The 24080-nt window shown below is 39.5% G+C and carries 25 protein-coding genes and 2 pseudogenes; all 27 read right to left on the reverse strand.

Going from position 1 to position 24080, the window contains the following annotated elements:
* Nucleotides 1-7 precede the first annotated feature (7 nt).
* Nucleotides 8-208: a hypothetical protein gene (locus DWW91_RS06530; RefSeq protein ID WP_010802446.1), complete on the reverse strand. Its 201-nt coding sequence runs from the start codon at nt 206-208 to the stop codon at nt 8-10.
* A gap of 32 nt (nt 209-240) precedes the next feature.
* Nucleotides 241-546: a DUF4491 family protein gene (locus tag DWW91_RS06535; RefSeq protein ID WP_010802445.1), complete on the reverse strand. Its 306-nt coding sequence runs from the start codon at nt 544-546 to the stop codon at nt 241-243.
* 420 nt (nt 547-966) lie between these two features.
* Nucleotides 967-1347, reverse strand: a complete 381-nt coding sequence (gene secG, locus DWW91_RS06540; RefSeq protein ID WP_007658886.1) for a preprotein translocase subunit SecG — start codon at nt 1345-1347, stop codon at nt 967-969.
* A gap of 7 nt (nt 1348-1354) precedes the next feature.
* Nucleotides 1355-2122, reverse strand: a complete 768-nt coding sequence (locus DWW91_RS06545; protein ID WP_007658888.1) for a hypothetical protein — start codon at nt 2120-2122, stop codon at nt 1355-1357.
* Nucleotides 2123-2125: 3 nt separating this feature from the next.
* Nucleotides 2126-2641, reverse strand: coding sequence for an LptE family protein (locus DWW91_RS06550; protein ID WP_122327282.1), 516 nt, complete (start codon nt 2639-2641; stop codon nt 2126-2128).
* Nucleotide 2642: 1 nt separating this feature from the next.
* Nucleotides 2643-3827 (reverse strand): sigma-54-dependent Fis family transcriptional regulator, encoded by a 1185-nt coding sequence (locus DWW91_RS06555; protein ID WP_007658895.1) that lies wholly within the window; start codon nt 3825-3827, stop codon nt 2643-2645.
* A gap of 103 nt (nt 3828-3930) precedes the next feature.
* The gene (locus tag DWW91_RS06560; protein ID WP_007658898.1) at nt 3931-4758 is read right to left on the reverse strand and encodes a lysophospholipid acyltransferase family protein; all 828 of its coding nucleotides are present in this window, start codon (nt 4756-4758) and stop codon (nt 3931-3933) included.
* 9 nt (nt 4759-4767) lie between these two features.
* Nucleotides 4768-5655 (reverse strand): CDP-alcohol phosphatidyltransferase family protein, encoded by an 888-nt coding sequence (locus tag DWW91_RS06565; RefSeq protein ID WP_007658901.1) that lies wholly within the window; start codon nt 5653-5655, stop codon nt 4768-4770.
* 6 nt (nt 5656-5661) lie between these two features.
* The gene (locus tag DWW91_RS06570; protein WP_122327283.1) at nt 5662-6390 is read right to left on the reverse strand and encodes an SDR family NAD(P)-dependent oxidoreductase; all 729 of its coding nucleotides are present in this window, start codon (nt 6388-6390) and stop codon (nt 5662-5664) included.
* Between the two features lie 9 nt (nt 6391-6399).
* The gene (locus DWW91_RS06575) at nt 6400-6867 is read right to left on the reverse strand and encodes an adenylyltransferase/cytidyltransferase family protein (RefSeq protein WP_007658908.1); all 468 of its coding nucleotides are present in this window, start codon (nt 6865-6867) and stop codon (nt 6400-6402) included.
* A 179-nt stretch (nt 6868-7046) separates the two neighbouring features.
* Nucleotides 7047-8162 carry a 4-hydroxythreonine-4-phosphate dehydrogenase PdxA gene (pdxA, locus tag DWW91_RS06580; RefSeq protein WP_048315057.1) on the reverse strand — a complete coding sequence of 372 codons (1116 nt, stop codon included), beginning with the start codon at nt 8160-8162 and terminating at the stop codon, nt 7047-7049.
* 13 nt (nt 8163-8175) lie between these two features.
* A complete protein-coding gene (locus DWW91_RS06585) occupies nt 8176-9213 on the reverse strand; it encodes a DUF4837 family protein (protein WP_007658916.1) in 1038 nt (345 codons plus the stop codon).
* Nucleotides 9214-9268: 55 nt separating this feature from the next.
* Nucleotides 9269-10300, reverse strand: coding sequence for a 23S rRNA (adenine(2503)-C(2))-methyltransferase RlmN (gene rlmN, locus DWW91_RS06590; RefSeq protein ID WP_010802441.1), 1032 nt, complete (start codon nt 10298-10300; stop codon nt 9269-9271).
* A gap of 121 nt (nt 10301-10421) precedes the next feature.
* Nucleotides 10422-12557 carry a SurA N-terminal domain-containing protein gene (locus tag DWW91_RS06595; RefSeq protein WP_122327284.1) on the reverse strand — a complete coding sequence of 712 codons (2136 nt, stop codon included), beginning with the start codon at nt 12555-12557 and terminating at the stop codon, nt 10422-10424.
* Between the two features lie 97 nt (nt 12558-12654).
* On the reverse strand, nt 12655-13911 hold the full coding sequence (locus DWW91_RS06600) for a hemolysin family protein (RefSeq protein ID WP_007658919.1): 1257 nt from the start codon (nt 13909-13911) through the stop codon (nt 12655-12657).
* Nucleotides 13912-13918: 7 nt separating this feature from the next.
* Entirely contained in the window at nt 13919-14584 is a 666-nt protein-coding gene (gene lptC, locus DWW91_RS06605; RefSeq protein ID WP_122327285.1) for an LPS export ABC transporter periplasmic protein LptC, read from the reverse strand.
* A 2-nt stretch (nt 14585-14586) separates the two neighbouring features.
* Nucleotides 14587-15951 carry a lipopolysaccharide assembly protein LapB gene (locus DWW91_RS06610; RefSeq protein WP_122327286.1) on the reverse strand — a complete coding sequence of 455 codons (1365 nt, stop codon included), beginning with the start codon at nt 15949-15951 and terminating at the stop codon, nt 14587-14589.
* Nucleotides 15952-15981: 30 nt separating this feature from the next.
* Complete coding sequence (locus DWW91_RS06615) at nt 15982-17265, reverse strand: hypothetical protein (protein WP_007658923.1); 1284 nt, start codon at nt 17263-17265, stop codon at nt 15982-15984.
* Complete coding sequence (locus DWW91_RS06620) at nt 17252-17980, reverse strand: type III pantothenate kinase (RefSeq protein WP_187386414.1); 729 nt, start codon at nt 17978-17980, stop codon at nt 17252-17254. Before DWW91_RS06620 ends, DWW91_RS06615 begins: the two co-directional genes overlap by 14 nt.
* A gap of 159 nt (nt 17981-18139) precedes the next feature.
* Nucleotides 18140-18838, reverse strand: a pseudogene (gene lepB, locus DWW91_RS06625) (signal peptidase I).
* A 187-nt stretch (nt 18839-19025) separates the two neighbouring features.
* Nucleotides 19026-20069: a hypothetical protein gene (locus DWW91_RS06630; RefSeq protein ID WP_122327287.1), complete on the reverse strand. Its 1044-nt coding sequence runs from the start codon at nt 20067-20069 to the stop codon at nt 19026-19028.
* Between the two features lie 147 nt (nt 20070-20216).
* Entirely contained in the window at nt 20217-20543 is a 327-nt protein-coding gene (locus tag DWW91_RS28295) for an NVEALA domain-containing protein (protein WP_007658930.1), read from the reverse strand.
* Nucleotides 20544-20737: 194 nt separating this feature from the next.
* Nucleotides 20738-21067 (reverse strand): annotated as a pseudogene (locus tag DWW91_RS06640) (DUF1573 domain-containing protein); the annotation flags it as partial.
* A 22-nt stretch (nt 21068-21089) separates the two neighbouring features.
* Nucleotides 21090-21656 (reverse strand): hypothetical protein, encoded by a 567-nt coding sequence (locus tag DWW91_RS06645; protein ID WP_007658932.1) that lies wholly within the window; start codon nt 21654-21656, stop codon nt 21090-21092.
* Nucleotides 21653-22684, reverse strand: a complete 1032-nt coding sequence (locus tag DWW91_RS06650) for a BF3164 family lipoprotein (protein ID WP_122327288.1) — start codon at nt 22682-22684, stop codon at nt 21653-21655. Before DWW91_RS06650 ends, DWW91_RS06645 begins: the two co-directional genes overlap by 4 nt.
* A 33-nt stretch (nt 22685-22717) precedes the next feature.
* Nucleotides 22718-22990: an NVEALA domain-containing protein gene (locus DWW91_RS06655; RefSeq protein WP_046145004.1), complete on the reverse strand. Its 273-nt coding sequence runs from the start codon at nt 22988-22990 to the stop codon at nt 22718-22720.
* A gap of 207 nt (nt 22991-23197) precedes the next feature.
* Entirely contained in the window at nt 23198-24079 is an 882-nt protein-coding gene (locus DWW91_RS06660) for a DUF1573 domain-containing protein (RefSeq protein ID WP_046145005.1), read from the reverse strand.
* Nucleotide 24080: the final 1 nt, after the last annotated feature.

The following is a 24080-nucleotide window of genomic DNA, read 5'->3' on the forward strand; positions in this document are numbered from 1 at the left end:
GAGTAAATCAGGCTACCTGACGACACAAATAAGGCAGACGCCTCTGGGCATCTGCCTTATCTCTTTTACGGTTGTAAACCTTTTTCGATACATGCACCCGGTTATGACTGACCGGACGTCCGTGATTCTCTATTTCCGCTTCCCGGCTTCCCTTGCGGTTTGCCTTGATGTACTCGTCCAGCGGAGAGACTTTCTTTTTCTTCTTCATAGCTGTATTACTTTACGGCTACAAAGATACAATTATTTTTCCGGATATTGTCTTTTGGGATTTTTAGGGAACCATCCTTTCAATACGCGTTCTTCCTGCTCGAATACTTCCTTGATCGTCCAGAACGAAGAAAAGGCAAACACACCGCAGATAGCGGAGACAAAAACACTCTCTATCAGCAAAGATGCAACCGTTCCGGCAATCCCCAGAAGAAGGAATATCCACCAGCATTTAGTCCCCCAATAATATTCAGCCTTCACAACTATCGGATGAAACAACCCGATTATCAAAAAAGTAACGATACCAATCAGTAGCCCGTCAAAATTTATCATCTCCATATTTGTATTGTTTAATATAAAACAGTTTAATCAGTCTCAACAAAGATACAAAAATCAACTGTCATTCCTCATAAAATATATCTATCCGGGTATAAACATCCACAAATCGTTCACCCCAACCTGCACAACTCTTTATCTATATAACTATCCTTTATCAGTATTGCCTAAAAGCCATTCGGACATATATCCAACGATTCTTTTGTCAGAGGTAGGTGTAAATAAATTTAGAGGTAGGTCTATTTTCATTTAGAGGTAGGTCTAAATCAATTTACACCTACCTCTAAATAAAAAAACATTAGTACTATCCTTTCTTTTCATCCTAGACGAAAAGGAATCATTGTAGAGAGTTTCCTTATATGATTCATAAAAAAAGGCATCCCAAAATGGAATGCCTTTAGTATATGCTATAAAATCTACATCTTATTCAGCCTGAGCAGGAGCTTCTGCCGGCGTTTCTTCTTCAACCGGAGCATTTGCTGACGGCTGAGCAGTTCCAAAGTTAGGAGCTACCGTATTCGGGTCGATTGTAACAGCATTGTTTATCTGTTCTTTGATTTCAGATTGTGTAGTAGTTGTTGCTCTTGGGATAAATGCTGTAATAACGATACTACAAACAATAACAAAACCAGCCAGGCCCCATGTTGCTTTTTCCAAAAAGTCTGTGGTTTTACGTACACCCATAATTTGGTTAGATGAAGAGAATCCCGAAGCCAGACCTCCCCCCTTTGAGTTCTGGATCAATACTATCAAGATCAGAAGTATTGAAGCGATCAGGATTAGAATAGAAATAAATACGTACATTTTAGTTTTATTTTTTAGTGTTAATAATCAATTTTTCCAAAAATCTAATTTGGTCTGCAAAGTAAGCATTTTTTTCTGGATAATTCAAATATAAGTTTTTAATAATTTGCAATGCCTTCTCATACCGTTTCTGTTTAACATAAATATGAGCCAATGTCTCGGTAAAATAAGAATCATCGTCCAACGATCGGGGTTGTTCGTTCTCCCCTTCTTTCAATGGTCCCTGGGAAGATGGATCATCCGGTTGCAGGGATAAGACCAATCCGCTGCCCGGTGCCCGCTGTTCGTCATTTTTAATGAAAGAATCGATCAGGTCATGGTGCTGAAGCTTAGCTTCAGGCTCCTCTTCCGCCGATATATCATCCTTTGACAACGACCAATATATATAATCAGATGAAACGGAAGGCTGAAACAACAAAGTAGGATCGGCCGCCTGTTGTTCTCCCTCACTTTCACGATCAGCCAAAAAAGCATCGATCAAGGAGAAAGAGTCTGCTGCCGGTTCATTTTCTTCCGCAGATGCCGCAAACGGCATCCCGTAACGTTCTCCCTCGATCAGTGCGAATAATTTTCTTCTGTCCGGTATGTAAACTGCCATTCTTTTCAGTTCTGCGGCAAAGCGTATATCATTCAATACAGCCAGATTCTTCAGATAAAGCATCCGGGCTATATGAAAATACGGATATTCAGCCACTACCTGCTGTAACGGGGAAAGTGTTTCCTTCGTCAGCAAAGAGGGGTCTTCCATCAGTAGATATAAGTCTGCAGCTTTCATATATTACCAATTGGCTACGGTTGCATTATAAATCTGGTCTGTCAACTCGTCAATGATCTCTGCACAGAGTTCGGCCTGTACATCCTGTAACATCCGGGTAGCATCAAACTCACGATAAGCAGAAAAACTCTGTGCATCAAAATCCTCATCAGGGTTTGTACGATTAGAATAACTCACGCGCACAGTTATCGTCAACTTTGTCTGCGAAGACCAGGCATCTTCCTTAACAGCCATTGGTGTCAGTTCATATCCGGTAATCTCACCTTGCAGCTCCAAATCACCATTATTGTTGACCATCTGAAGGCGTGTCTGACGGATATAAATATCCTTCAACGCTTCAGTAAACTCCTGTGATAACGGAGGATAAACCAAAGGTGCCTGGTTAGGAAAATCCTTGATAGATATCGTTTTTACCTTTGTATAGTCAATCGAAGCTCCGTTGAACTTGTAGGAAATGGAACAGGCCGTCACCATGACTCCTATCAGTAAACAAAACCAGATTATATTCTTTCTCAACATATTATTCCAAATTATATTCTTTAATCTTTCTATAAAGAGTACGTTCTGATATTTTCAGATCAGCCGCCGCATTTTTCCTCCGTCCGTTATGTTTCTCCAATGCTTTACGGATCATCTCTTTCTCCACTTCTTCCAAAGAAAGAGTTTCTTCTTCCTCTACGGCTTCCGCTTCCTGAATCGGAGCAGAATGTACAGGACGGATCGGATGGGCATAGGGCGTCTCATCGGCAACCGGCATAGGCATCTTACCTCCCATTATATCGTGAACCAGCTTTTTCAGATCATTGACATCCTTCTTCATATCAAAAAGGACCTGGTAAAGTATCTCGCGTTCACTATTGAAAAACTTCTGGTCGTTATCCTGCTTTTTGACCAGCACCGGATATTTTTCCACATTCAGATCGGGAAGATACAAACGCAGAACGTCTGCTGTAATATCACGGTTCTCTTCGATAACCGAGATACGCTCCGTTATATTCTTCAACTCACGGACGTTACCCGGCCAACGGTAGGAGGTCAGCAGCTGTCGTGCTTCATCATCCAAGCGAACCGGCGGCATACGATATTTCTCCGCACAGTCTCCGGCAAATTTACGAAACAACAAGATGATATCATCCGGACGTTCACGCAACGGAGGAATCTGGATAGGTACGGTATTCAAACGATAATACAGATCTTCACGGAATTTTCCGTCGGCTACCGCCTGTATCAGATTAACATTCGTTGCAGCAACAATCCTCACATTTGTTTTCAGCACCTTTGAAGAACCGACTTTTATAAACTCACCGGTCTCAAGCACACGCAGCAAACGGGCTTGTGTCGGGATAGGCAGTTCCCCTACTTCATCCAGAAAAATAGTTCCGCCGTCGGCTACTTCAAAATATCCTTTACGGTCGGCCAAAGCTCCGGTAAAGGAACCTTTTTCATGTCCGAACAACTCTGAGTCAATCGTTCCTTCCGGAATGGCACCACAGTTTACGGCTATATACTGTCCGTGTTTACGCGGACTGTTCTGATGTATAATCTGTGGAAAAGTTTCTTTACCGACACCACTCTCCCCGGTAATAAGCACAGACAAATCTGTCGGAGCCACCTGTAGAGCGACATCGATTGCCCTGTTCAGGCCAGGGCTGTTTCCTATAATTCCAAAACGCTGTTTTATTTGCTGGACATCAACCTTAATCATCATATCTTCTATTGAATATCTGTAATTATTTCAGTTTGTCTGCCAAAATTACAAATCTTAATTCAAATTCCAGCTATCAGGAGTAGATTCTATCAGCGGTTTCTCATTTTTTTGCAGCATAAGTGCGATTGAATAAAAATTCAGCCAGTGCCGTATCATCTGCAAAATTCTTCATTTCTTCCGGAGAGATAGGTTTCCCCACATACACATCGACCGTTTTACCGCGTTTGTTGAAGGCTTCGGCAGGAATGCGCAAAGTACGTATTTTCCAACTGATACTTCCCAACCAGTAAAAGAAGCGGGAATTAAGAAAATCAAAGTAAACTGGATATACCGGCACATTTGCCTTCCGGATCAGGCGAATCACGCTATGTGTCCAGGGCAAGTCATGGATCTCTTTATCATCCTTATTATAAAAGGAAATCGCCCCAGCCGGAAAGAATCCCATCGGATGCCCTTCTTTCAGTCGCTGCAAAGAATAACGCACCCCGTTTATGTTGGCCGGATTCGGACCATTACCGGTTGAATCGGGCAACACCGAAACAAAATTATCCTTCATGGCACCGATCTTCACCAGAATTTCGTTCACCATCACTTTAAAGTCCGGACGACGAGCGGCCATAATGTCAATCAATATAATGCCGTCGATCGAACCGATCGGATGATTGGATATGGTTATAAATGCCCCTTCGGGCAAGTTATCCAGTATTTCCGCATGATGCAGATTATACTTGATATCGATCAGGGGATCGCTCAGTAATGCTGTAGTAAACGCTGAGCCACGCAGATGGCAGTTATTGGCATGCACTTTGTTTACTTTGTCAACACTCAACCACTTAATCAATAATTTGCCAAGGAAGGTGCCTATACGGCTTTTGAAGAACGGGGCAGCTTCCTGCAAATCATTAATGTCTACTACGCTCTTTTTCATACTTTTTATTTATTCAATAAACGATGCGCACATTTTTTCGTGCTTGCGCATCGACAATAACAGCACGATATTCAATACGATTATCTCATACAGGAAATAAACCCATACTTCGCCGACCAATACAACTATAAACATAACGATCGTACGTCCGTTAAATGTCAGGAGATCAATATAACGCATTAACTCACGACTTTGTTTACGAAAAGCAATACGCACATTTTCCGGAATATCATCTCCGTATTTGGCATGGAGGCTCTGCAACATACGCTGCAAGGCAGGAGTGGCTTTCACCTGAAGTAATGTGTATCCCCTATAAAGGAAATAAAAAGTTTTATTGATACCCAGCTTCATCTCCTTATGACGGGCAATGACCTGTTCCAGCGACTGGAACTCAGCTCCTTTGTCCTTACTGATAAAATAGAGATGCAATGTTTTATAATAATCGGTTATATTAGCCTGCACCAGATGGGATAAGCCAGACACAACGGCCAAAGCAAAAAACCAATAAGTACCATACTCATGAGACAGACGAAGGGCAAAACCGACATAGATAGAGGCAAACCAGATATCACCGGCAAATCCGTCCAATATACGTCCGATAGCGGACTTGATACCTGTCAGACGAGCCAACTGTCCGTCTACGCAATCCAGTATATTGGCAAAAACCAACAATAAAATACCACAAATATTATAAACCAGATTATCATGATAAAACATGAAGCCGACAGCAGCTCCCACAAATATAGAAATGACCGTTACCATATTCGGGGTAATCCCCGTGCCGCGCAACATACGAGCGATACGAAAACCTATCGGACGGTAAAACGCCCGGTCGACAACATTTTCTGTTTCTATTGATTTTAGTGATGCTTCGTATTCTTTATCCAAATTACTCATGATCTATTATTTATACGAATATCCGCCGTCTACAACGACCACTTCGCCATTAAAATAACTATTTTCTATTAACATCTTATACACTTCGGCCAACTCTTCCGGATCACAGAAACGGCCTAAAGAAACTTTATTTTCTATATTCCGCCGTATTTCTGCCGGTTTAGTCTTCTGCCATTCGGTATCGACAAACCCGGGAGCAACTGCGTTCACACGCAATTCATAAGGAACCAGGAATTTAACCATATTCTTCACTAAGGCATGTACAGCACTCTTTGTCACTCCGTAAGCCAGAGATACCGAATGAGGCTGGACCCCCATCAGGGAACCGGTAAAGACCACACTACCACCTTTATTTATCCGTCCGACAATACGTTGCAATAAGAATACCGGAAAATGAACATTAGCAAAGAATACACGTTCCCAATCAGTAAGTGACAAATCCTCGAACGAATCGCGGCAAGTCAATCCCGCATTAAAGATCAGTGCATCTAAAAGCAAATTCTTCTCCTGCAAATAAGCATCTATTTTATCAACGGACTCTTTTTTTGTAATATCTGCCTGTAGCACAGACACATTGATTCCGAATTGCTGTTGCAAACCTTCGCGGGTTTGTTCGGCCATCCCGGGATCGGAAGCATAAGTAAGCACAAGGTTATACCCGGCTTTCCCCAAACAGAGAGCCACCGCTTTACCTATACCCTTTGTACCACCGGTAATTAAAGCACACTTTTCCATGAGTAATCTTTATTCCTCCCCTTTTCCCTTTACAGTGGCAGGTTTAGCATGTCGTTGATATTTAAGATTTTCTTCGTAAGAATCATGAATCGTTTTCTTCAGATTAGAGGAAGAAACCCCGGTTCCATAAGGGAAATAAAAAACCTGTACGCCTAAATCTTTTAAATAATCATATTTACCAAACCAGTCATCTCCCACAACAAAAGCATCGATATTCAGCTTCTTTACGATCTCCGTATGATCCAGTGTATGCTGCGGTATTACAATATCCGGAGTTTTCAACGCTTCAATAATTTGAAGGCGTTCATTGAACGGGATAATAGGATTCGCTTTATAAGAAGAAACCAGTTCGTCCGTGCTCACTCCTACAATCAGGATATCAGCCAGGCTACGGGCATAATTGATCATCCGGAGATGATTATAATGAAACATATCGAATGTTCCGGAGGTATATACGATCGTTTTATCTTTAAACATAATTCATGTTGCAATTTTGAACCACAAACTTACGCAAACTTTTCCTATCAAAAAAAGATTGAAGTCAAAAAGCGCAATACAGACCATATTATTATAAAATACAACAGATATGGACCGTTAGTCTTTATAACAAATATCCCCTGAAAAAGCATGTTTCCAGGGGATCTGTTTTTTATTATTTACTGAGGACAAACCTCTGCATCGTCATCTTTGGTAAGATCCAGCTTTTCATTATCGCCTCCCTTATCAAAATATTGCTTGCGGAGAGGATTCGCAGTAGCTTCCCGATAATTCAACCTGTTCCGGTAAATATCCAGCGCAGTATATAACGCCTGGCGGAACGACTCTTCGGAAGCCACATTCTGTCCGGCTATATCGTAAGCTGTTCCGTGAGCTGGCGAAGTACGGATAATCGACAGACCGGCCGTATAGTTAACCCCGTCATCCATGGCCAGCGTTTTAAACGGTGCCAAGCCCTGATCATGGTACATCGCTAATACGCCATCAAATTTGTCGTACATCTGAGAGCCGAAAAATCCGTCTGCCGCATAAGGTCCAAAAGACATGACACCTCTTTTTTCCGCCTCTTCCATGGCCGGAATAATGATCGTTTCCTCTTCTTTTCCCAATAAGCCACCATCACCTGCATGAGGATTCAATGAAAGCACGGCAATACGTGGTTTTACAATCCCGAAGTCCTGTTTGAGCGACTGATTGAATATGCGCAATTTCGACACGATATCCTCTACGGTTATTCTGGAAGGAACTTCTGCCAATGGGATATGTCCGGTCACCAAAGCAACACGCAGACCATCCTTCATCAAAATCATCAATGCTTTCCGGCCCACTCCGCCAAAACGTTCTTCCAGGTATTCGGTATGTCCCGGAAAATGGAACTCGTCATTCTGGATATTGTGCTTATTGATCGGTGCTGTCAGCAATACATCAACAGCACCCCGTTTCAAGTCTGTAACAGCAGCTTCCAAAGCTAAAAATGCAGCTTCTCCGGCTATCGATGTCGACTGCGATAATTCTACTTTTGTTTCATCGTCCACACAGTTGATGATATTCACCCGGTTAATACCGGCATCTTCTGCCTGGGAAATGATGTTCATATTCACAGGAGGCAATTCCAACGCTTTCCGGTGATAAGCTGCGATTTTTGATGATCCGTATATAACCGGAGTACAAAGTTCGGCAACTCTGGCATCCGAGAATGTTTTCAGTATCACCTCATATCCGATGCCATTTATATCTCCGTGGGTAATGCCCACCTTAATCAATCGTTCTTCCATGTATTATGTTTGTTTATTTCTTACTTTCCGGTATGTCGAGCTTTTCTTCCACCGATTTTTCAAATTCACCCGGTAAGCGAAGTGTATATAAAGCTGCTTCGATACGGCGGATAAAATTACGTTTATCTGTTTCAGGAGCAAAAACAAAGCCTTCGGCTACAACGACCCGGTTATTCTTTTCATCCAGACGGACATGACTGACAAACGGTCCGCCCATCATATCACCGACCATCTTCCACAAACCGCGTAGCACACCGCAATATTTGCCATTAACAGTGATCGGCGTATAATCAACCCCAAAACGGGACTCAGTCGTCATATACGATTCAGGGAAAGCTCCCGGCAGATTTTCCTTCAACACCGAGTCGCGCTTTGCTACCAGATATTCTGCCGTGAAGGTATTCGGATCGGTATAAGGGAAAGTATATACAATCAAATCTGTACGACCAGTATTGGCATTATTGGATGCCCAGAAGAAATCTGTCGTATCACGATAATAGGTCATATTAGACGGAGCATTCAGCATCAGGTCATGATTATTTTTCAGGTTATCCATGACAACTGTACTGTAATCTTTCTCCAACTGGCCAATCGCCCGGTTCATTTCAACTTTCACAAAGAAATCAACCAGCGCTTTCGGATGAGCCTGTGAATATTCAATAATAGCTTCAGGAGAAGGAGCATTCAGTGTCACAACTACCTGCCCTTTAGCCCAACGGTCGTTTTCATAGCTTATCGAAGCCTTCGTGTAAATAGACGGATCAATATTTACAATCAGTATATTGCGGACATAAGTCAATAATCCGTCGAATTGTGAAGGATCTACATAAGTAATCTTCAATGCAGGTTCAGATTGAGGAAGACCAGGGACATCAGATGTCAGCTCTTGTTTAATAGCCTTTCCCGAAGGGCCATCCCAATCAGCTTTTTTCATTACAACTACAACCTCATAAGCAAGGCCTGTGGCCCGTTTTCCAACCGGTCCTGAGCTACATGCTCCCAGCAATACCAGAAACATGAGTAAGCTAATCTGTAAAGAAATCTTTTTCATACCCATTCGTTTTTATAACACAAATATAATTCTTTTCTATCAAATGACTTGTCTTCTATCCGTTTTGTTGTTTTTTTGCTGTCGACAGCATTCCGCAGGCGGCAAATATATCCTCTCCTCTCGAAGCACGGATTGTACAAACAATCCCTGCATTGTTCAATGTATCACGAAAGACTTCCATCTTCGCCAAATCCGAACTTTCCAACGGGACGTTGGGGATAGCATGAAAACGAATCAGGTTAACCCTGCAATCTACATCATTTAATAAACAAATCAGGGCTTTAGCATGTTTCAGGCTATCATTTAAATTTTTAAAAACTATATATTCAAAAGAAACACGACGTTGATGGGAGAAATCATACTGCCTGATGAGATCAATGACGCCCTGTGCCGGATAAGCTTTTTCTACAGGCATTAAAGACAAACGTTCTTCATGAAAAGGAGAATGCAGACTGACCGCCAAATGGCAGTCGCTTTCTTCCAGAAAACGCTTCAAGCCTTTTGCCACCCCGATAGTAGAAACTGTTATCCGCTTGGGACTCCACCCATATCCATAGGTAGAAGTAAGGATTTCAAGGACCTTAAACAACTCATCCACATTATCCAAAGGCTCCCCCATTCCCATAAAGACCAGATTTGTTAATGATTCTGATTCCGGAACAGACTGGATTTGGTTCAATATTTGATTTGCCGTAAGATTGGCAGTAAAACCTTGCTTACCTGTCATACAAAACAGGCAGTTCATCTTGCATCCGACCTGCGAAGACACACATAATGTAGCCCTGTCGTCGGTCGGGATATAAACAGCCTCCACAAAATTGCCGTTCCCTGCAGCAAACAAATATTTAATCGTTCCATCGACCGATTTCATACAATCAACCGGAGGGAGTGCCCCTACCTCAAAAGACTCTTCCAAAAGAGTACGTTTGGCAACAGCAATATTAGTCATTTCCGCAATAGAGGTAACTTTCTTCTTATACAGCCAATCGGTCATCTGTTTTGCAGCGTATCCCGGTAAACCGACCTGTGCCGCCACTTCCTTCAGTTCGTCCAGCGTCATGCCTAACAATTGTCTCTTTTCTTGCATTGTATATTGTTATATAACGATTAATCCGGCACAAAGATAAAAAAAGCTGCCGGACTTTTCTGAATAAGTCCGGCAGCTTTCCTTAAAAAGGATTATGTAATACCTTTTGAGCTTTATTTGTTTAGAAGAAACGTATACGGTTGTCTTCTACATCTGCTTTGTTAACCAGTGACTGGATAGCCTGGAATCCGAAGCGATATGCGTTCGATGCATCCAACGTTTTAATTTCTTCTGCTTCGTTGTATTCTTTTGCCTCCTTGTTTCTGTCGTATACTTTAAATACATATACGCCATTGTTACCGACAACCGGAGCGCTTACCTGACCAACCTCAGCAAGAGAAACCATTGCATTCAGTTTCGGTTCTACACCGATACCGGCGATACGACGTGTTCCGAAGTTGATAAACTTCACTGAATCAACTTTTGAACCCATTGCATCAGCATAAGCTTCAACTGATGTCAGATTTTTAGCCTTCAGATCAGCAGCGATCTTCTCACCTTTCTTCTGAGCAGCGATTTCAGCTTTCAAAGCAGGAGTTAAAGAGGCAACCGAACGGTAACCTTCTTTTATAGTACCTTCTACGCCTGCAATTACAAACTTATCGTCACATTCAAAGATTTCAGAGATTTTACCCTTATCATTCTGGAATGCCCAACGGATTACCGGACGAGAATTTTTAATGCTACCCAACGTCTGGTTATCAGCAGTAACATTTACACCTGCAATCAGATTATATCCGGCTTCTTTAGCAGCTTCATCCAACTTAGCCAAATCATTGTTCTGTGAAATGAACTGGTTCAACTCGTTATAGATATTGCTATAAGTTTTAGAGCTCGGAGATACTGTCATGTCAATATCCGCTACTTTATACTTATTCACATTAGCTGTCTTTTCTGTTACTTTCACCAGGTGAGTTCCATACAAAGATTTCACTTTTGCAATTTCGTTTACCGGAGTAGAGAAAACAGCATTCTTAAAGTCTTCATTTACACCTCTCAGTGCAGTAATTTCAGTGAACCATCCCAGTTCTCCGCCATTTTCAGCAGCCTGGTCTGCAGAGAATTCTTTTGCCAATGCAGCAAAGTCCCCACCGTTCTTCAGTACATTCATCAAGCTGTCAGCCAAAGCGGTCGTACGGGCTTCGTCCCCATTTGCCAACATAATATGGCTTACCTTAACAGAGTCAGGCCCCATTTTCTTGTCTACCAACTTGAACATTCTGTACTTATCGTTATCGAATACCGGACCATATACAGCACCCACTTCCGAAGTCGTTGCGAATTGTTTCATTTCCGGATCAAAGGCATTTTCTGTAAAGAAAGCATCCATGTAAGGAACTTCTGAATTTTCATTTACAATATCAGCCACCTTTTCAGAAGTCGTGAATTCTTCTTTCAAAGATTCGATATCAGCACTTGCCTTGTCATAATCCTCCTGGCTAGGACGAATGTCAACAGCGATATACTTGATTACTTTACCTTCTTTTTGTTTGTAAAGTTCCTTACGCTGGTTGTACAGCTTTTCGATTTCACTCTTGCTTACTTCGATTGTCGAGTCAGGAATGCTTGCATACGACTGCATAGCATAAACAATGTCAGAGTTTTCAGCTGCGTCATTGAATGCTTCTTTTGCATCCAGCACGTTTGCTGCAACAGCCTTACTTAACAATGTTGTATATTTTTGTTCCAGACGCTGACGTTTAATGTTCTTTTCCCAGAACAACCAGAAATTACGAGCCTGGAGCAACTGAGCCTGCTGATCTGCAGGGTAGCTTGCGATATTGTCGTCGTCAATTGTTTTCAGGAAATTCAACAGAGCTGTTTTGTCAAACTGTCCGGTCTGCGGATTAACAAACATCTGCATCTGCTGGATCATCGGTGAAATGTTCTCACCCTGAACCATATCAAACAATTCTTCCGGACTTACAGTCATACCTAATTTATCAGTTGCTTCGTCAAGTACAATTTCCTGTACCATAGCATCGAATACCGACTGACGGATCTGATTCATGTATTCTTCGGGCAGATTGGTCTGACCGGATTGCATCTTGTACATCTCAGTCATTTCATCAATACGTCCCTGATAATCCTGAATTTTAATTACTTCCCCGTCAACCTTAGCAACTCTCTCCTGAGTTTGTCTGAAATAAGTAGAACCGGAGTTCAAAAAGTCTCCAATGATAAAAGCGAACAATGCCAAACCCACAACGAGTACGAGCAGTCCTGCTTTGCTTCTGATTTTTTCCAGCGTAGCCATTTATCGTTATTTATTTTTAAAGTTTATATTTTACAGTTTAAGGGCACGAAGATACGAAAAAAAGGATTTGTTACATCTTTTATTCCACTTTTTTTCATCAATTGCCTACTTTCATTCGCACAAGTTCTATTTTCGTTGCCGTTACTTTTATGATTTTAAAAGTATATTTATCAATTACGATTGATTCATTCAATTTAGGAAATTTTTGGTAGAAATGCAGGATATATCCGGCAATCGTTACGTAATCGTCTGATTCCGGGAGCTCAAGATTGAACTTTTCATTGAGAGTATCGATCTCCATACGACCGGATATCAGGTATTCATCGTCCGAAACTTTCCGGGCTACGTATGATTTCATATCATGCTCATCCTCTATCTCTCCAAAGATCTCCTCTACCAGATCCTCCAGCGTCACAATCCCCGCTGTACCGCCAAATTCATCCACAACCACAGCCAGACTCTTTTTGTCCTGCATCAGCACCTTCATCAACTTATTGGCCGCCATCGTTTCCGGGACAATGGAAACAGTCTTTATACTCTGTGTCCAGTCTTCCGGATTTTTAAATAATTCCGATGAATGGATATATCCGATAATATCATCTATATTTTCGTTATAGATCAATATCTTTGACAACCCCGTTTCAATAAACTTAGAACGAAGTTCTTCCATACTGACAGTCTTGTCACAGGCGACAATCTCCGTACGGGGAACAATACAATCGCGCAAACGGACATTGGAAAAATCAAGCGCATTCTGAAATATTTTCACTTCCGTATCCATATCTGAGTTCAGAGGAGCATCTTCGATACTTTGCTGAATAAAGAAGTCAAGATCCACTTTACCTAAAGTACGCCTGCTCGATTGAGTAATATTCTTTACACCCACCAATTTCAGTATCAGATAAGAAATCAGTGCCGAAAACTTCGAGATAGGATATAATATAATGTATATGATCAACAAAGGAACCGAAAACAAATTCAAAGAAAAGTTTGGATTCAATTTGAAAATCGTCTTCGGGATAAACTCGCCTGTAAACAATATCAGGAGTGTCGAGATAATAGACTGAATAAGAACAATCAGAGCCTCATTATCAACGAAACGGGCGATAAACGGTTCCAGAACAATTGCCATCTGTAAACCATAGACAACCAGTGCGATATTATTACCCACCAGCATCGTTGATATAAACTGGTTTGGATTCCGGTAAAAAATATCCAATATCTTACCGGCTATATTCTTATTCTTTTTATCCAGTTCATGCCGCAACTTATTAGAAGAAATAAATGCGATCTCCATGCCGGAAAAAAAAGCGGAAAAGGCTAATGAAATCAATATGTACGTTAATGCATTCACATCAGTTCTATTTTATTGAATCCGGCTTTGCTATATTCACAGCCACAGAATCGCCGGTTGCAGTATTCACACGCGAAGTATCACGTGCTGTATCGCTGACAGGAAATGTTCCCTGCGAATTAAATATCTTATATTTCGTCATGTTCTGGTTCGACTTAAATCCGATGCCGGTGATAATCTTATCCCCTTCTTCCAGCTCAAAGTATTCATCTGTGTAAATTTGGTCTTCTTTCTGGTCGAAATACAGTATTGAAGTATCCAACTTTTTACCTTCCTGGCTTAATATACTCACATGACCAATCAGCTTATACAGCCCTTTCTTATCCCAATAATAAGCAGTATCTGCTTTTACACTTGCTTCTACATTAAACAAGGAATCAAATTTCTCCACGTAAACACCCTGGCGAAAATAGCTGTAAGGCTCCTTGGCTTTTCCGAACACCAACCACTCTTTCGCGTTCATCCGGTAACGGGTGATACCGGAATCAGAGATAAGACTGGAGACATCGGTCGTTCTCAGCGTATAGGTATTTTCCGGATCGAAGGTTACTTCCACCACTTCTTTATTCTCCTTGCCACAGGAAGCCATAAATAAAAGAAGCATAACAACTACCGCAAAAGTAGTTGTTATGCCATATTTGTTCGTTTTACAAAGAAAACGCGTTTCCGTCATAATTATCTGATTCTTGTTGTCTCACCGATCCAACCACCTACAGTAAATGATTTACCCTTTTCCAGATCAGGATGCATGAAAACTTCCTCTGTAGAAGGCAAATGAGCACGGTAAGTAGAAATCAACTTGTTAGCTTCGTCTACACAGCTTTCATCAACCTGTTTTGCTTTTTCCCACTGGTCGATTGCCACATTGTAGGCAGCTCTTGCCAAAACACCGTCATTCGGAAATACATTCTTAACTGTAGCAGCATACATCTGGCCAATCAGGATGTACGGCTGACCATAGCTAGTATTTGTAGCTGCAGCTTTCTTTGCATATTCCCTTGCTTTTGAATAATTTTTCTGATCCAGATTAATCACTGCGATCATATAATAATCTTCAGCTTTTGAAGAAGGGTCTGTTTCCATATTGGCAGCTTCTTCAAAATATTTGACAGCCGTGTCATATTCTTTATTCTTTACAGCACGTTTAGCGATACCGATAGCGGCATCTGCACTCGGCTCAAGTTCATAAGCATAGGCTGCTGCTGCAAAGAATGCATCGATTTCCTGGCAACGAACACGTCTCAACAGAGAAACGATTTCTTTTAAAGCAGCCAGATCACTCTTGCTTTCTTCAACTTTCGGAGCATACAGGTTCTGCAATGTTTCGCAATCGGCAGCACCACTGTTTGCAAACGCACCGTTCACACTGGTTTTGAATGTTGTCAGGTTGTTAACTTCTTTTTCATTGTTAGCAGCCTGTGCAGCCTGCAACTGAGTATCCAGGATTTTAGATGCTTTCAGATAATCTTCAACATATTGTCCTTTGTGATTAGGATCATCAGCCATCTTCTGGTAAGAAGCAAACATATACAAAGAAACACCTAATGCTTCCGTATTGTCTCCATATTCGTTGATGATTTCACCCAACCAATTATACAATTTATTATAATCGGCTTTATCTCCCATTTGCTGGATATAATCCTGTGCCTTACGGGAAACGATCCAGTCTTTACCATAACGTTTGTCATCACCGAAATATTTCACACGTTTGTCATATACTCCCATCAGATCATCGATCAAAGCAGCTTTCTTTGCCGGATCTTTTTCATTGGCAATCTTCCATGCCATGATCTTTACACCATGCAGATAAATATCCTTTGTTGCAGCAGGACATTCATCGTAAACAATTTTCCAAAAATCATATGCATCCTTAAAATTCCCTGCCTTAGCATAAGGAACGAACAAGCTGATATTGGTTATACAACGGATACTGTCCTCACCAGATCCAAATTGTGTTCCATTATCTACTCCTTTCTGTGCATACGCGCCTAGTGCTCCCATAGAGCATGCAGCCGCAATTAATAATACCTTTATTTTCATATCTGTTTTAATTTAAGTTAGCAATTTAAATTAATCTACCTTTTTCTTCCAGAACCACATTTCATTGAATGTGTAATTAACAGTAAAACGGAAATACTGTTCATCAATCATGTTTTTACCACTTGGGTTAATCTTCGTGTATTCAAAAGACACATTTACCAACGAACGGTTATCAACCAACGGTAATCCAAAACCGACACTCACACCATATTCATTATAGCCATTACCTTTATATGCTGCATCATCTGTATTATTTATCATCAGATAGGAATTGCTATAATGGGCACCTGCGCGGTATCTTACCCGACCGAAAAAATTACGATTCTGATAATTTGGAATAAACTCGCCTCCGGCTGCAACCCGGACACGGTTCTTAAAACTATCTTTTGAATCATCATAATACGCTTTATCCCATGTTTCATACAGTACATCCGCAGCTAATGTCATCTTATTATTTTTCACATATGATGCACCAAAACCAATCGAGTTCGGTATATCAAATGCTTTACTCTTTGTCGTATCCGAAGCTACGATCTCGGCAGAACCGGAACTGGTTGCCGCATAAGTCATATTAATATAAGTCGCATTCAAACGGTTTTTTGGAGAAAAGGCCAACCCGAATGTAACATTTTCTGTTTTACTGATCGGGTGGGTATACTGAACACCAAAGTCCAGTTTTATATCCCGTACTTCCAGATTCTGATTACGAATCGTGTTCCGTTCTGAACCCTGTCCTACAATAGAACTCTGCTCATGCTTGATGTTTCCAAAAAGATATCCGACATTCGCTCCGACAGAAAGACGCTTCTTCCATATATCTATAGACAAACCTGCATACAAATCGTTTAATCCGCCGGAACCATTAAATGTTTCCACATAATTAAATCCACCTTCAGATGTTCTCCGGGCACCAAAACTATATCCGACATATGAGTAAGGTAAAATACCCACACTCATCGCAATACGTTTATGTATCGGGAACTGCATTGCAATATACTCCACATTCCCATTAATATTGTGCTGTTTATTGACTCCGTCATCAAACCATGAAAGCTGACCTGAAGCACCAAAATCAAACAAAAATGTCAATGAATCCATACAACTGTACGATGCCGGGTTCATCGGGTTGATCTGTTTCGACGATCTTAATCCGAAACCAACGCCACCCATTGCCCGTCCGGCTCCGAATGAACGATCCGCTAATTCACCATACCCAAAACGGGTATAGGGCGAGTTAGTATTATTTTGTGCCGCTAGCGACAACTGTGTCAATATAAGAATGCTTGCTATTAGTAGCTTATTAATCTTCAACATTATACTCTAAGATTCTGTTTAATCCTGTCAACACTAAATTAATGTCTGCAAAGATGGAGTTTTTTAGTCGGCTTTCAAAATAAAACGAATGACCGCCTGTTAAAAAAACCAAAAGGTTAGGATATTTTATCCGTAACTTCTCGATATACCCGTCCATCTCGTAGACTATCCCATTCACTACTCCTGCCTGGATAGCACTCTCGGTATTGGTACCCAATAAAGGGACTTCCTCCTGTTCCGTCACCAAAGGTAGTTTTTTTGTATAAAAGTTCAAAGCCTTGAAACGGGTAGTCATTCCCGGAGAGATATTCCCTCCCAGATAAGCCCCCGAGGCCTCGATCAATTCGTAAGTAATTGCTGTGCCAGCATCAATGACAAGCAGGTCTTTTCCCGGTTCCAGGTAATTGGCACCGACAGCCGCAGCCAACCGGTCTTTTCCCAAAGTTTCGGGCGTTTCATATTGAACCGTTATAGGCAACTTTACAGTTTCATCCAAAAAGATAAAGCGCCGGAGCTTACCACGCAGGTAATCATTCAGCACTTCATTTTTGCCTATCACAGTCGACAATATTCCATGTTCAAAATCGTATTTCCCAAAGAGAGACTCCAATTCATCAACATCGAATTTCTTATATACAAAAGAGGCTTCCATGTGCTTCTTGTTGTATACCGCAACTTTTGAAGAGGTGTTTCCTTGTTCTATAATTAAATTCACGTGACTGAAATTTTCCGCAAAGAAAAGCAAAATTGGTGAAATAACACCTATACAGGCAGCACAAACTGAAAAAAAGAGTTATCCAAGCAATTGTATTTCTACCTGTGCCCCAAACGATGCACAGCCGAAAAATCCCGCTAACAGCGAGTTGTAACCAGTTTATATCAGAAATCTGTCCCATCTGAATTTATTCCGTATATGGGTCTACCGACTTCCAGATAATCCATGCTTTCCCGACAGTATATTCTTCAGGTAGTAATCCCCAATAGCGTGAATCCTGTGAGTTTAGACCTTTGTCGCCTGCCATGAAATAATAGTTTTCTTGGAAACGATATCCGTAGATCGGCTTCCCATTAAGAAAAGTCGTAGAATCCTTGTATTGAAGACTACCCTGTTGTTCCCATTCGATCAGTTTTTTATATAACCGGAAGTTTGTACGCCTTCCACATGAAAAAATCCGTTTCGGATGGATAAGGTATCTCCCGGTATTCCGACACACCGTTTGATGTAATATTTGAGTATATGCATTTCAATTTTATCCCAACTGTTTGGATATGGGAAATTGAAAACCAGAATATCATTGCGTTTTATCTTTTTGAAACCGGGAATGCGATAAATCTCTGTTTGCTCGTTTCTCATAGAGGCAAACAGGTTGAATATGCGAGGTCCAACAGTCGGTTTCCAGACAAGTATATTGTCTCCGGCAATTAATCCCGGTTCCATCGAATCGCCGGGGATTTTGAAAGAAGCAAAGATAAATACCTGTAAAACAAACCATAGAGTAACTGTCATACATAGCCAAAAGACTGTATTGATGGCTTTGTTGATCAGGTTGTGTATTTTTCTATGCTCTTTCATCGAATTAATAGCTTTTTATACTGTCGTTTTCAATAAAAAATATCCGTTGGTTAACGATCCTTTCCGGAATAGTGAACCATAATAATGCATTAGCGGATATTTGATCGTATGTTTGTGTTGTATCAGTTGAACTTGCTATTTGCACCTGTAAATATGACTATGATCAATAGATGCTTTCCTATTTTTCTTATATATCTTTTAGATCATATGCAAGAATATGATCATCCTCATCAATGCCATATAATGTTTTATTCTTCTCATTAATAGAAAAATACAGTACATTGGCATTCAAATATAGTTTATATTTAAAAACTCCGTTCCAATCGTAAGTATATAAAACAGAATTATTGTTTTTGTCTTTTCTTAGTCCAAAAAGAAGTGAGTCAGTAGCAAATGCCTCATAATGTATTTGCTTTTTTTGTTCAATTGCATATTTTGTATTTAATCCCATATTTGATAATCCTATTTTTGTTTTATTTTTCGTGTTCAGATCAATTATTATTATAGCATCCATATAAGAATAAAATAATGCAATTTTATCTCTGTTTGGTTTGATTACAGGATAAGCACTGTATATTAAATTATTTTCAAAATTTATACCTTTCAAATTGTTAATATAAATTGTATCATAAACTATATTTGAGCAATAATTTAGTTTTACATAAAACGGATTTGTGTTTTCTTTAAAAGTTTGAGATCTTATAGGATCTTTAGTTAATAAAAAAACAGAATCACTTAATTCAAAAACAGCATTAGATTCCTCAAATATATTTTTCATATCATTACTTTTTGTGAAATCAACTTTCTTCTCAAAAAAAGTATTGTTGTTTTTTATTGATTTGTTGATATTTAATAACCCCATAAAGTTGGGATAGGATTGTATCCAAAGTAAAGATTCATTATTTTGTTGAAAAAACTGATTAAATCGTGTAAATAAAACGATTTCATTAGGCCCATTACCTTTGCGAAGAAAATTTCCCAGTATCTTGTAATCATTAACACTGTATACTTTTATTATTTTATTCTCATGTCGTTGAACAAATACTAAGAATGTATCAATTGCTACTATTCCTGTTGGATTCAAAATATCAATTGGAAGTAACTGAGGTGATAAAGAATATTCTACAGCCTCTTCTTTTATATATTTTGTCGTAAACTTATTATTTTCATATTTTTTACAACCAATCAATAGTATGAACGATAGTAAAATATAACCTGTTATTTTATTCATAAAATCTTCTATTGTTAAAAATATTAGCTATTGTTATATCCTAGGAAACTACTTTATAAAAACAATTAATTTATCATTTATATATTGTTATTTCCTAGGAGAAACATTTCAAATTTTTACTAATATATTGGTGTCAATTCTTGTTTACTAAATATATGTATAGCATTTTCCAACCAAAGTAACACCCCATGCTGGCTTTTGTGACGTGGCAGCTCCACAAGGGTAGTGAACAGATGTATCAGATGAATATTGGCTACAAGTCAAATAAATATTACTATCATAACCACTAAAAGCAGTATAACAATCTTTTACAACCGTGGGGCCCCACCCTTCTTCTTCCCATCTAGCTAACGCCTCCACGTTAGCTAAAGCCAAGTCAGAGAGTTCCACCTCGTTCTGACTCTGGCTGTAATTCCAGCCTGCTGCAAGAGCTATGGCAGTAAACAGAACTGCCAAAAAAATCTTAAGTTTCATATCTTAATCTTTTTATTTGTTATTTGATCGGGTTATTTTCTATCTTTGCCTACTCTTCTTCGGATTTAGATAGTCGAATGAAGTGATTCATTCTGTTTTGTCGGTTATATTACCATCATACACCTCCTTTTCGAGGTCTCCGGGAGTTTGCTTGTACTATTTTGCGGTTGTGCAGCAAACTCCCATTCGTTCGATCACCGAACATTCCCCTTTATCTTTACTTTGACAGGTGGATTGTTAATACTATTGTACTTGATCGTAACGACTTCATCGAAGAAACCTGTGTCTTTCGGTGTCATCTTAATTCCTACCCGAAGAGATTCTCCGGGTTTCGCAGGTCGTTTGTCATAGGTGGCTGCCGTGCAGCCGCAGGTGGTACTTACGTCCACGATCACAAGGGGATTGTCCCCGGTGTTTTTTATTTCTATGGTTGTCTCCTTTACTCCCGATTTGTCGAAAGTACCGAAATCGATTTCTGTCTTTGTTGCTTCGGCTGCTGTTTTCGGTATATTTTTGTTTGGGCTGTGTACCAGGTTTTCCTGGTTTCTACTTTACATTGAATGAATCTAATATTTCTTTTATCTTCTCGTTAATCTCAGATTGTTCTGCTAAATTATTTCTCAAAGATATTTTTATACAATGTACAATATTTTTATTTTGCTTAAATAAATAATAGGTACGATATGTGACAGTTTTACCGTCCATTTCTTTACTATCTTTAATTATGAAAAATCTTTTTTGCTCTTTGGTTGGCCATATGTTATTTTTTTTTACTGGTACGGGAGAAGATATAAGAGACATTTCTAATTGTTCTATCTCTTCTACTGATAAAGTTTTATTGTCTGTTTTTTGATAGCTTTGTATATCTATACCGATTGTTTTTGGAATATCTTCTATGTTTTTAATGGGAGTGCTCCATGCCCAATAAAAAAGATGAAATCCATTAATGTCTCTTTCTCCCGGATTTATTCCATCTCCAGGCATTCCTGACATAGGTTCCCACTCAGCTGGAATACAAATTGAATACAACTTATTAGTTATTATTTTTAATCCATTGTCACTAGTAAAAGAACATAAGATTAGTATTATAGGGAAAATGTATGTTTTTATCATTTTTCTTTTATTTTAGGTAAATCGTATATATATATTTCATTTTCAATACTGTTGTCTAAAGCGTATAATTTATTATATTTTCTGCTAATGGCCATTAATGATATCTTTCTGTCAAATTCAAAACAAGCAATAGCTCTGCCTTCCCAAGTCCAAACTTGTAGTTCACAGTGATTATCCTTCTTTGTATTACGTGGATTGGAATTCTCACACAATATGTAGATATGATCATTAGTAGCATAGGGTTGCCCCATATAATAACCTGATTGATACTGTACTTCTTCTTCAAAATTTGTAGAATAAGGTTCAATTTGTACATCTATATCATGTAATAAGTGAGCATTCTGATCATATATCCTCAAATGTTTGAAACGTGCATAAAAACTTGCAAATTTTTTACCATTAGGATGGACAACACAGGTTTTCAAATAAGTAACAAATAGAGGAGGAGTATTCTTTTTTCTTTTAATTTCAACCCAATTTGGATAAATATCTGTTTTAATAATTTCTCCCGTTTTTTCATTTAGCAAACAGTATTCATTTTCTTCATCTAGTCTTCCTAAAGTCAGATATATATCGTCCGCTAGTGGATAAAAGCCATTATTAGAAATCCCCTTTTCAAAAACGGGTTGATTATTAACTACTTTGAGCTCATTATTTTGAATAGCAACAGTTTTCAAAAGATTACTTCCTACTTCTAACACCTTAAATTCATTTTCATATAAATAAAAACTACGTGTATCTAATAGATTGAAATCATTAGGACCTTGTCCTCGATTTCCCATATCTCCAATATAAGAACAATCAGGAAGATTAAAAAGGGAGAAAAGTTTTTCTTCCTTTTCTTTATAAACAACTAATTTTTCACCAACAATTCCCATATAACGAGGCAACAAGACAGGCACGGGTAATTGTGTTACCTGTGCCTGTAGTTTACCTGTTTGTGGAAATGAAGTTACAATTGTTGCTTTCTCATTGTCATGATCACATGCATTAAGAACAAATAACAATAATAATAATAGATGCTTCATAATAACAACATTCCTTAAATAAACATTCGTGAATTAATGCCAACAACGTTCTTGCTGCCAAACACTTACTGCTGTACTGGAATTACAATCCATACAACGTGTATAAGTAAAAAAGAAAGAAGAATTATCGTCTTGACTAAATCTAAAGCAAACCCATCCGTCTGGGGTCCATTCGTTGAAAGCCAAAGCTTCCACATTAGCAAGTGCCAGTTCTGATAATTCCACTTGATTTTGACTCTGGATGAAATTCCAGCCTGCTGTAGCTGCTATCGCAACTAGAGCCATGATACCGAATAACTTTTTCATATTCGTATATGTTTAATTATTTATTAAAATCATTATTTAATCAGGCTATTTTCTATCTTTGCCTACTGTTATTCGGATTAGATAGTCGAATGGCACCTGTATCATTCTGTTTTGTCGGTTATATTACCATCATACACCTCCTTTTCGGGGTCTCCGGGAGTTTGCTTGTACAATTCGAGGTCGTGCAGCAAACTCCCATTTGTTCGATCACTGAACATTCCCCTTCATCTTTACTTTGACAGGTTGATTGTTAATACTATTGTACTTGATCGTCACGACTTCATCGAAGAAACCTGTGTCTTTCGGTGTCATCTTAATTCCCACCCGAAGGGTTTCTCCGGTTTTTGCAGGTCGTTTGTCGTATGTGGCTGCTGTGCAGCCGCAGGTGGTACTTACGTCCACTATCACAAGGGGATTGTCCCCGGTGTTTTTTATTTCTATGGTCGTCTCCTTTACTTCCGATTTGTCGAAAGTACCGAAGTCGATTTCTGTCTTTGTTGTTTCGGCTGTTGTTTTCGGTATATTTTTGTTCGGACTGTCCTTACCTGTAATCTGTTTCAGATACAGTTCTTTAACATCTGTGTTATGTACCGGATTCCCTAATACAGTGACTTTATTGTCCTTATCTAGCAGGAATGTCTGGAAAGTTATGTCTGCCGGGAATTTGTTCAGTTTGTTTAGTCGATCGTCTATATCAATACAGATAGGGCGATCGAATGCGTCTCGTTTCAGGAGGTAACGTATTTCCTTCGCATCTTTTGGATGCATGAAGAAGAGGAAAGGAACTTTTCCCTGTGTTACTGAATCAGTGTATTCGATCAGTTCCTTCCATTTATGAAGTTGCAGTTTACAACTGGTGCAACCGATAGAGTCTACATATATTAATACCTTATATTCAGATTGTGGGATTTGGAAATCCGTAGTATCTGTCAGATAGCGGGTGAAGGTCAGGTTTTCAGGGAACTGTATTTGTTTCCCTTGCCATTCGCTGACCAGATGCGCAATCTTATTTTCCTTCTCTTTCTGTTCGTTGTAGCAGGAAAAGAAGGTGGTTGCTATTAATAATATGTAAAGATAAAAGGCTTTCATA

It is taken from the genome of Parabacteroides sp. AF17-3, from assembly GCF_003635445.1.
GTDB lineage: Bacteria > Bacteroidota > Bacteroidia > Bacteroidales > Tannerellaceae > Parabacteroides > Parabacteroides goldsteinii.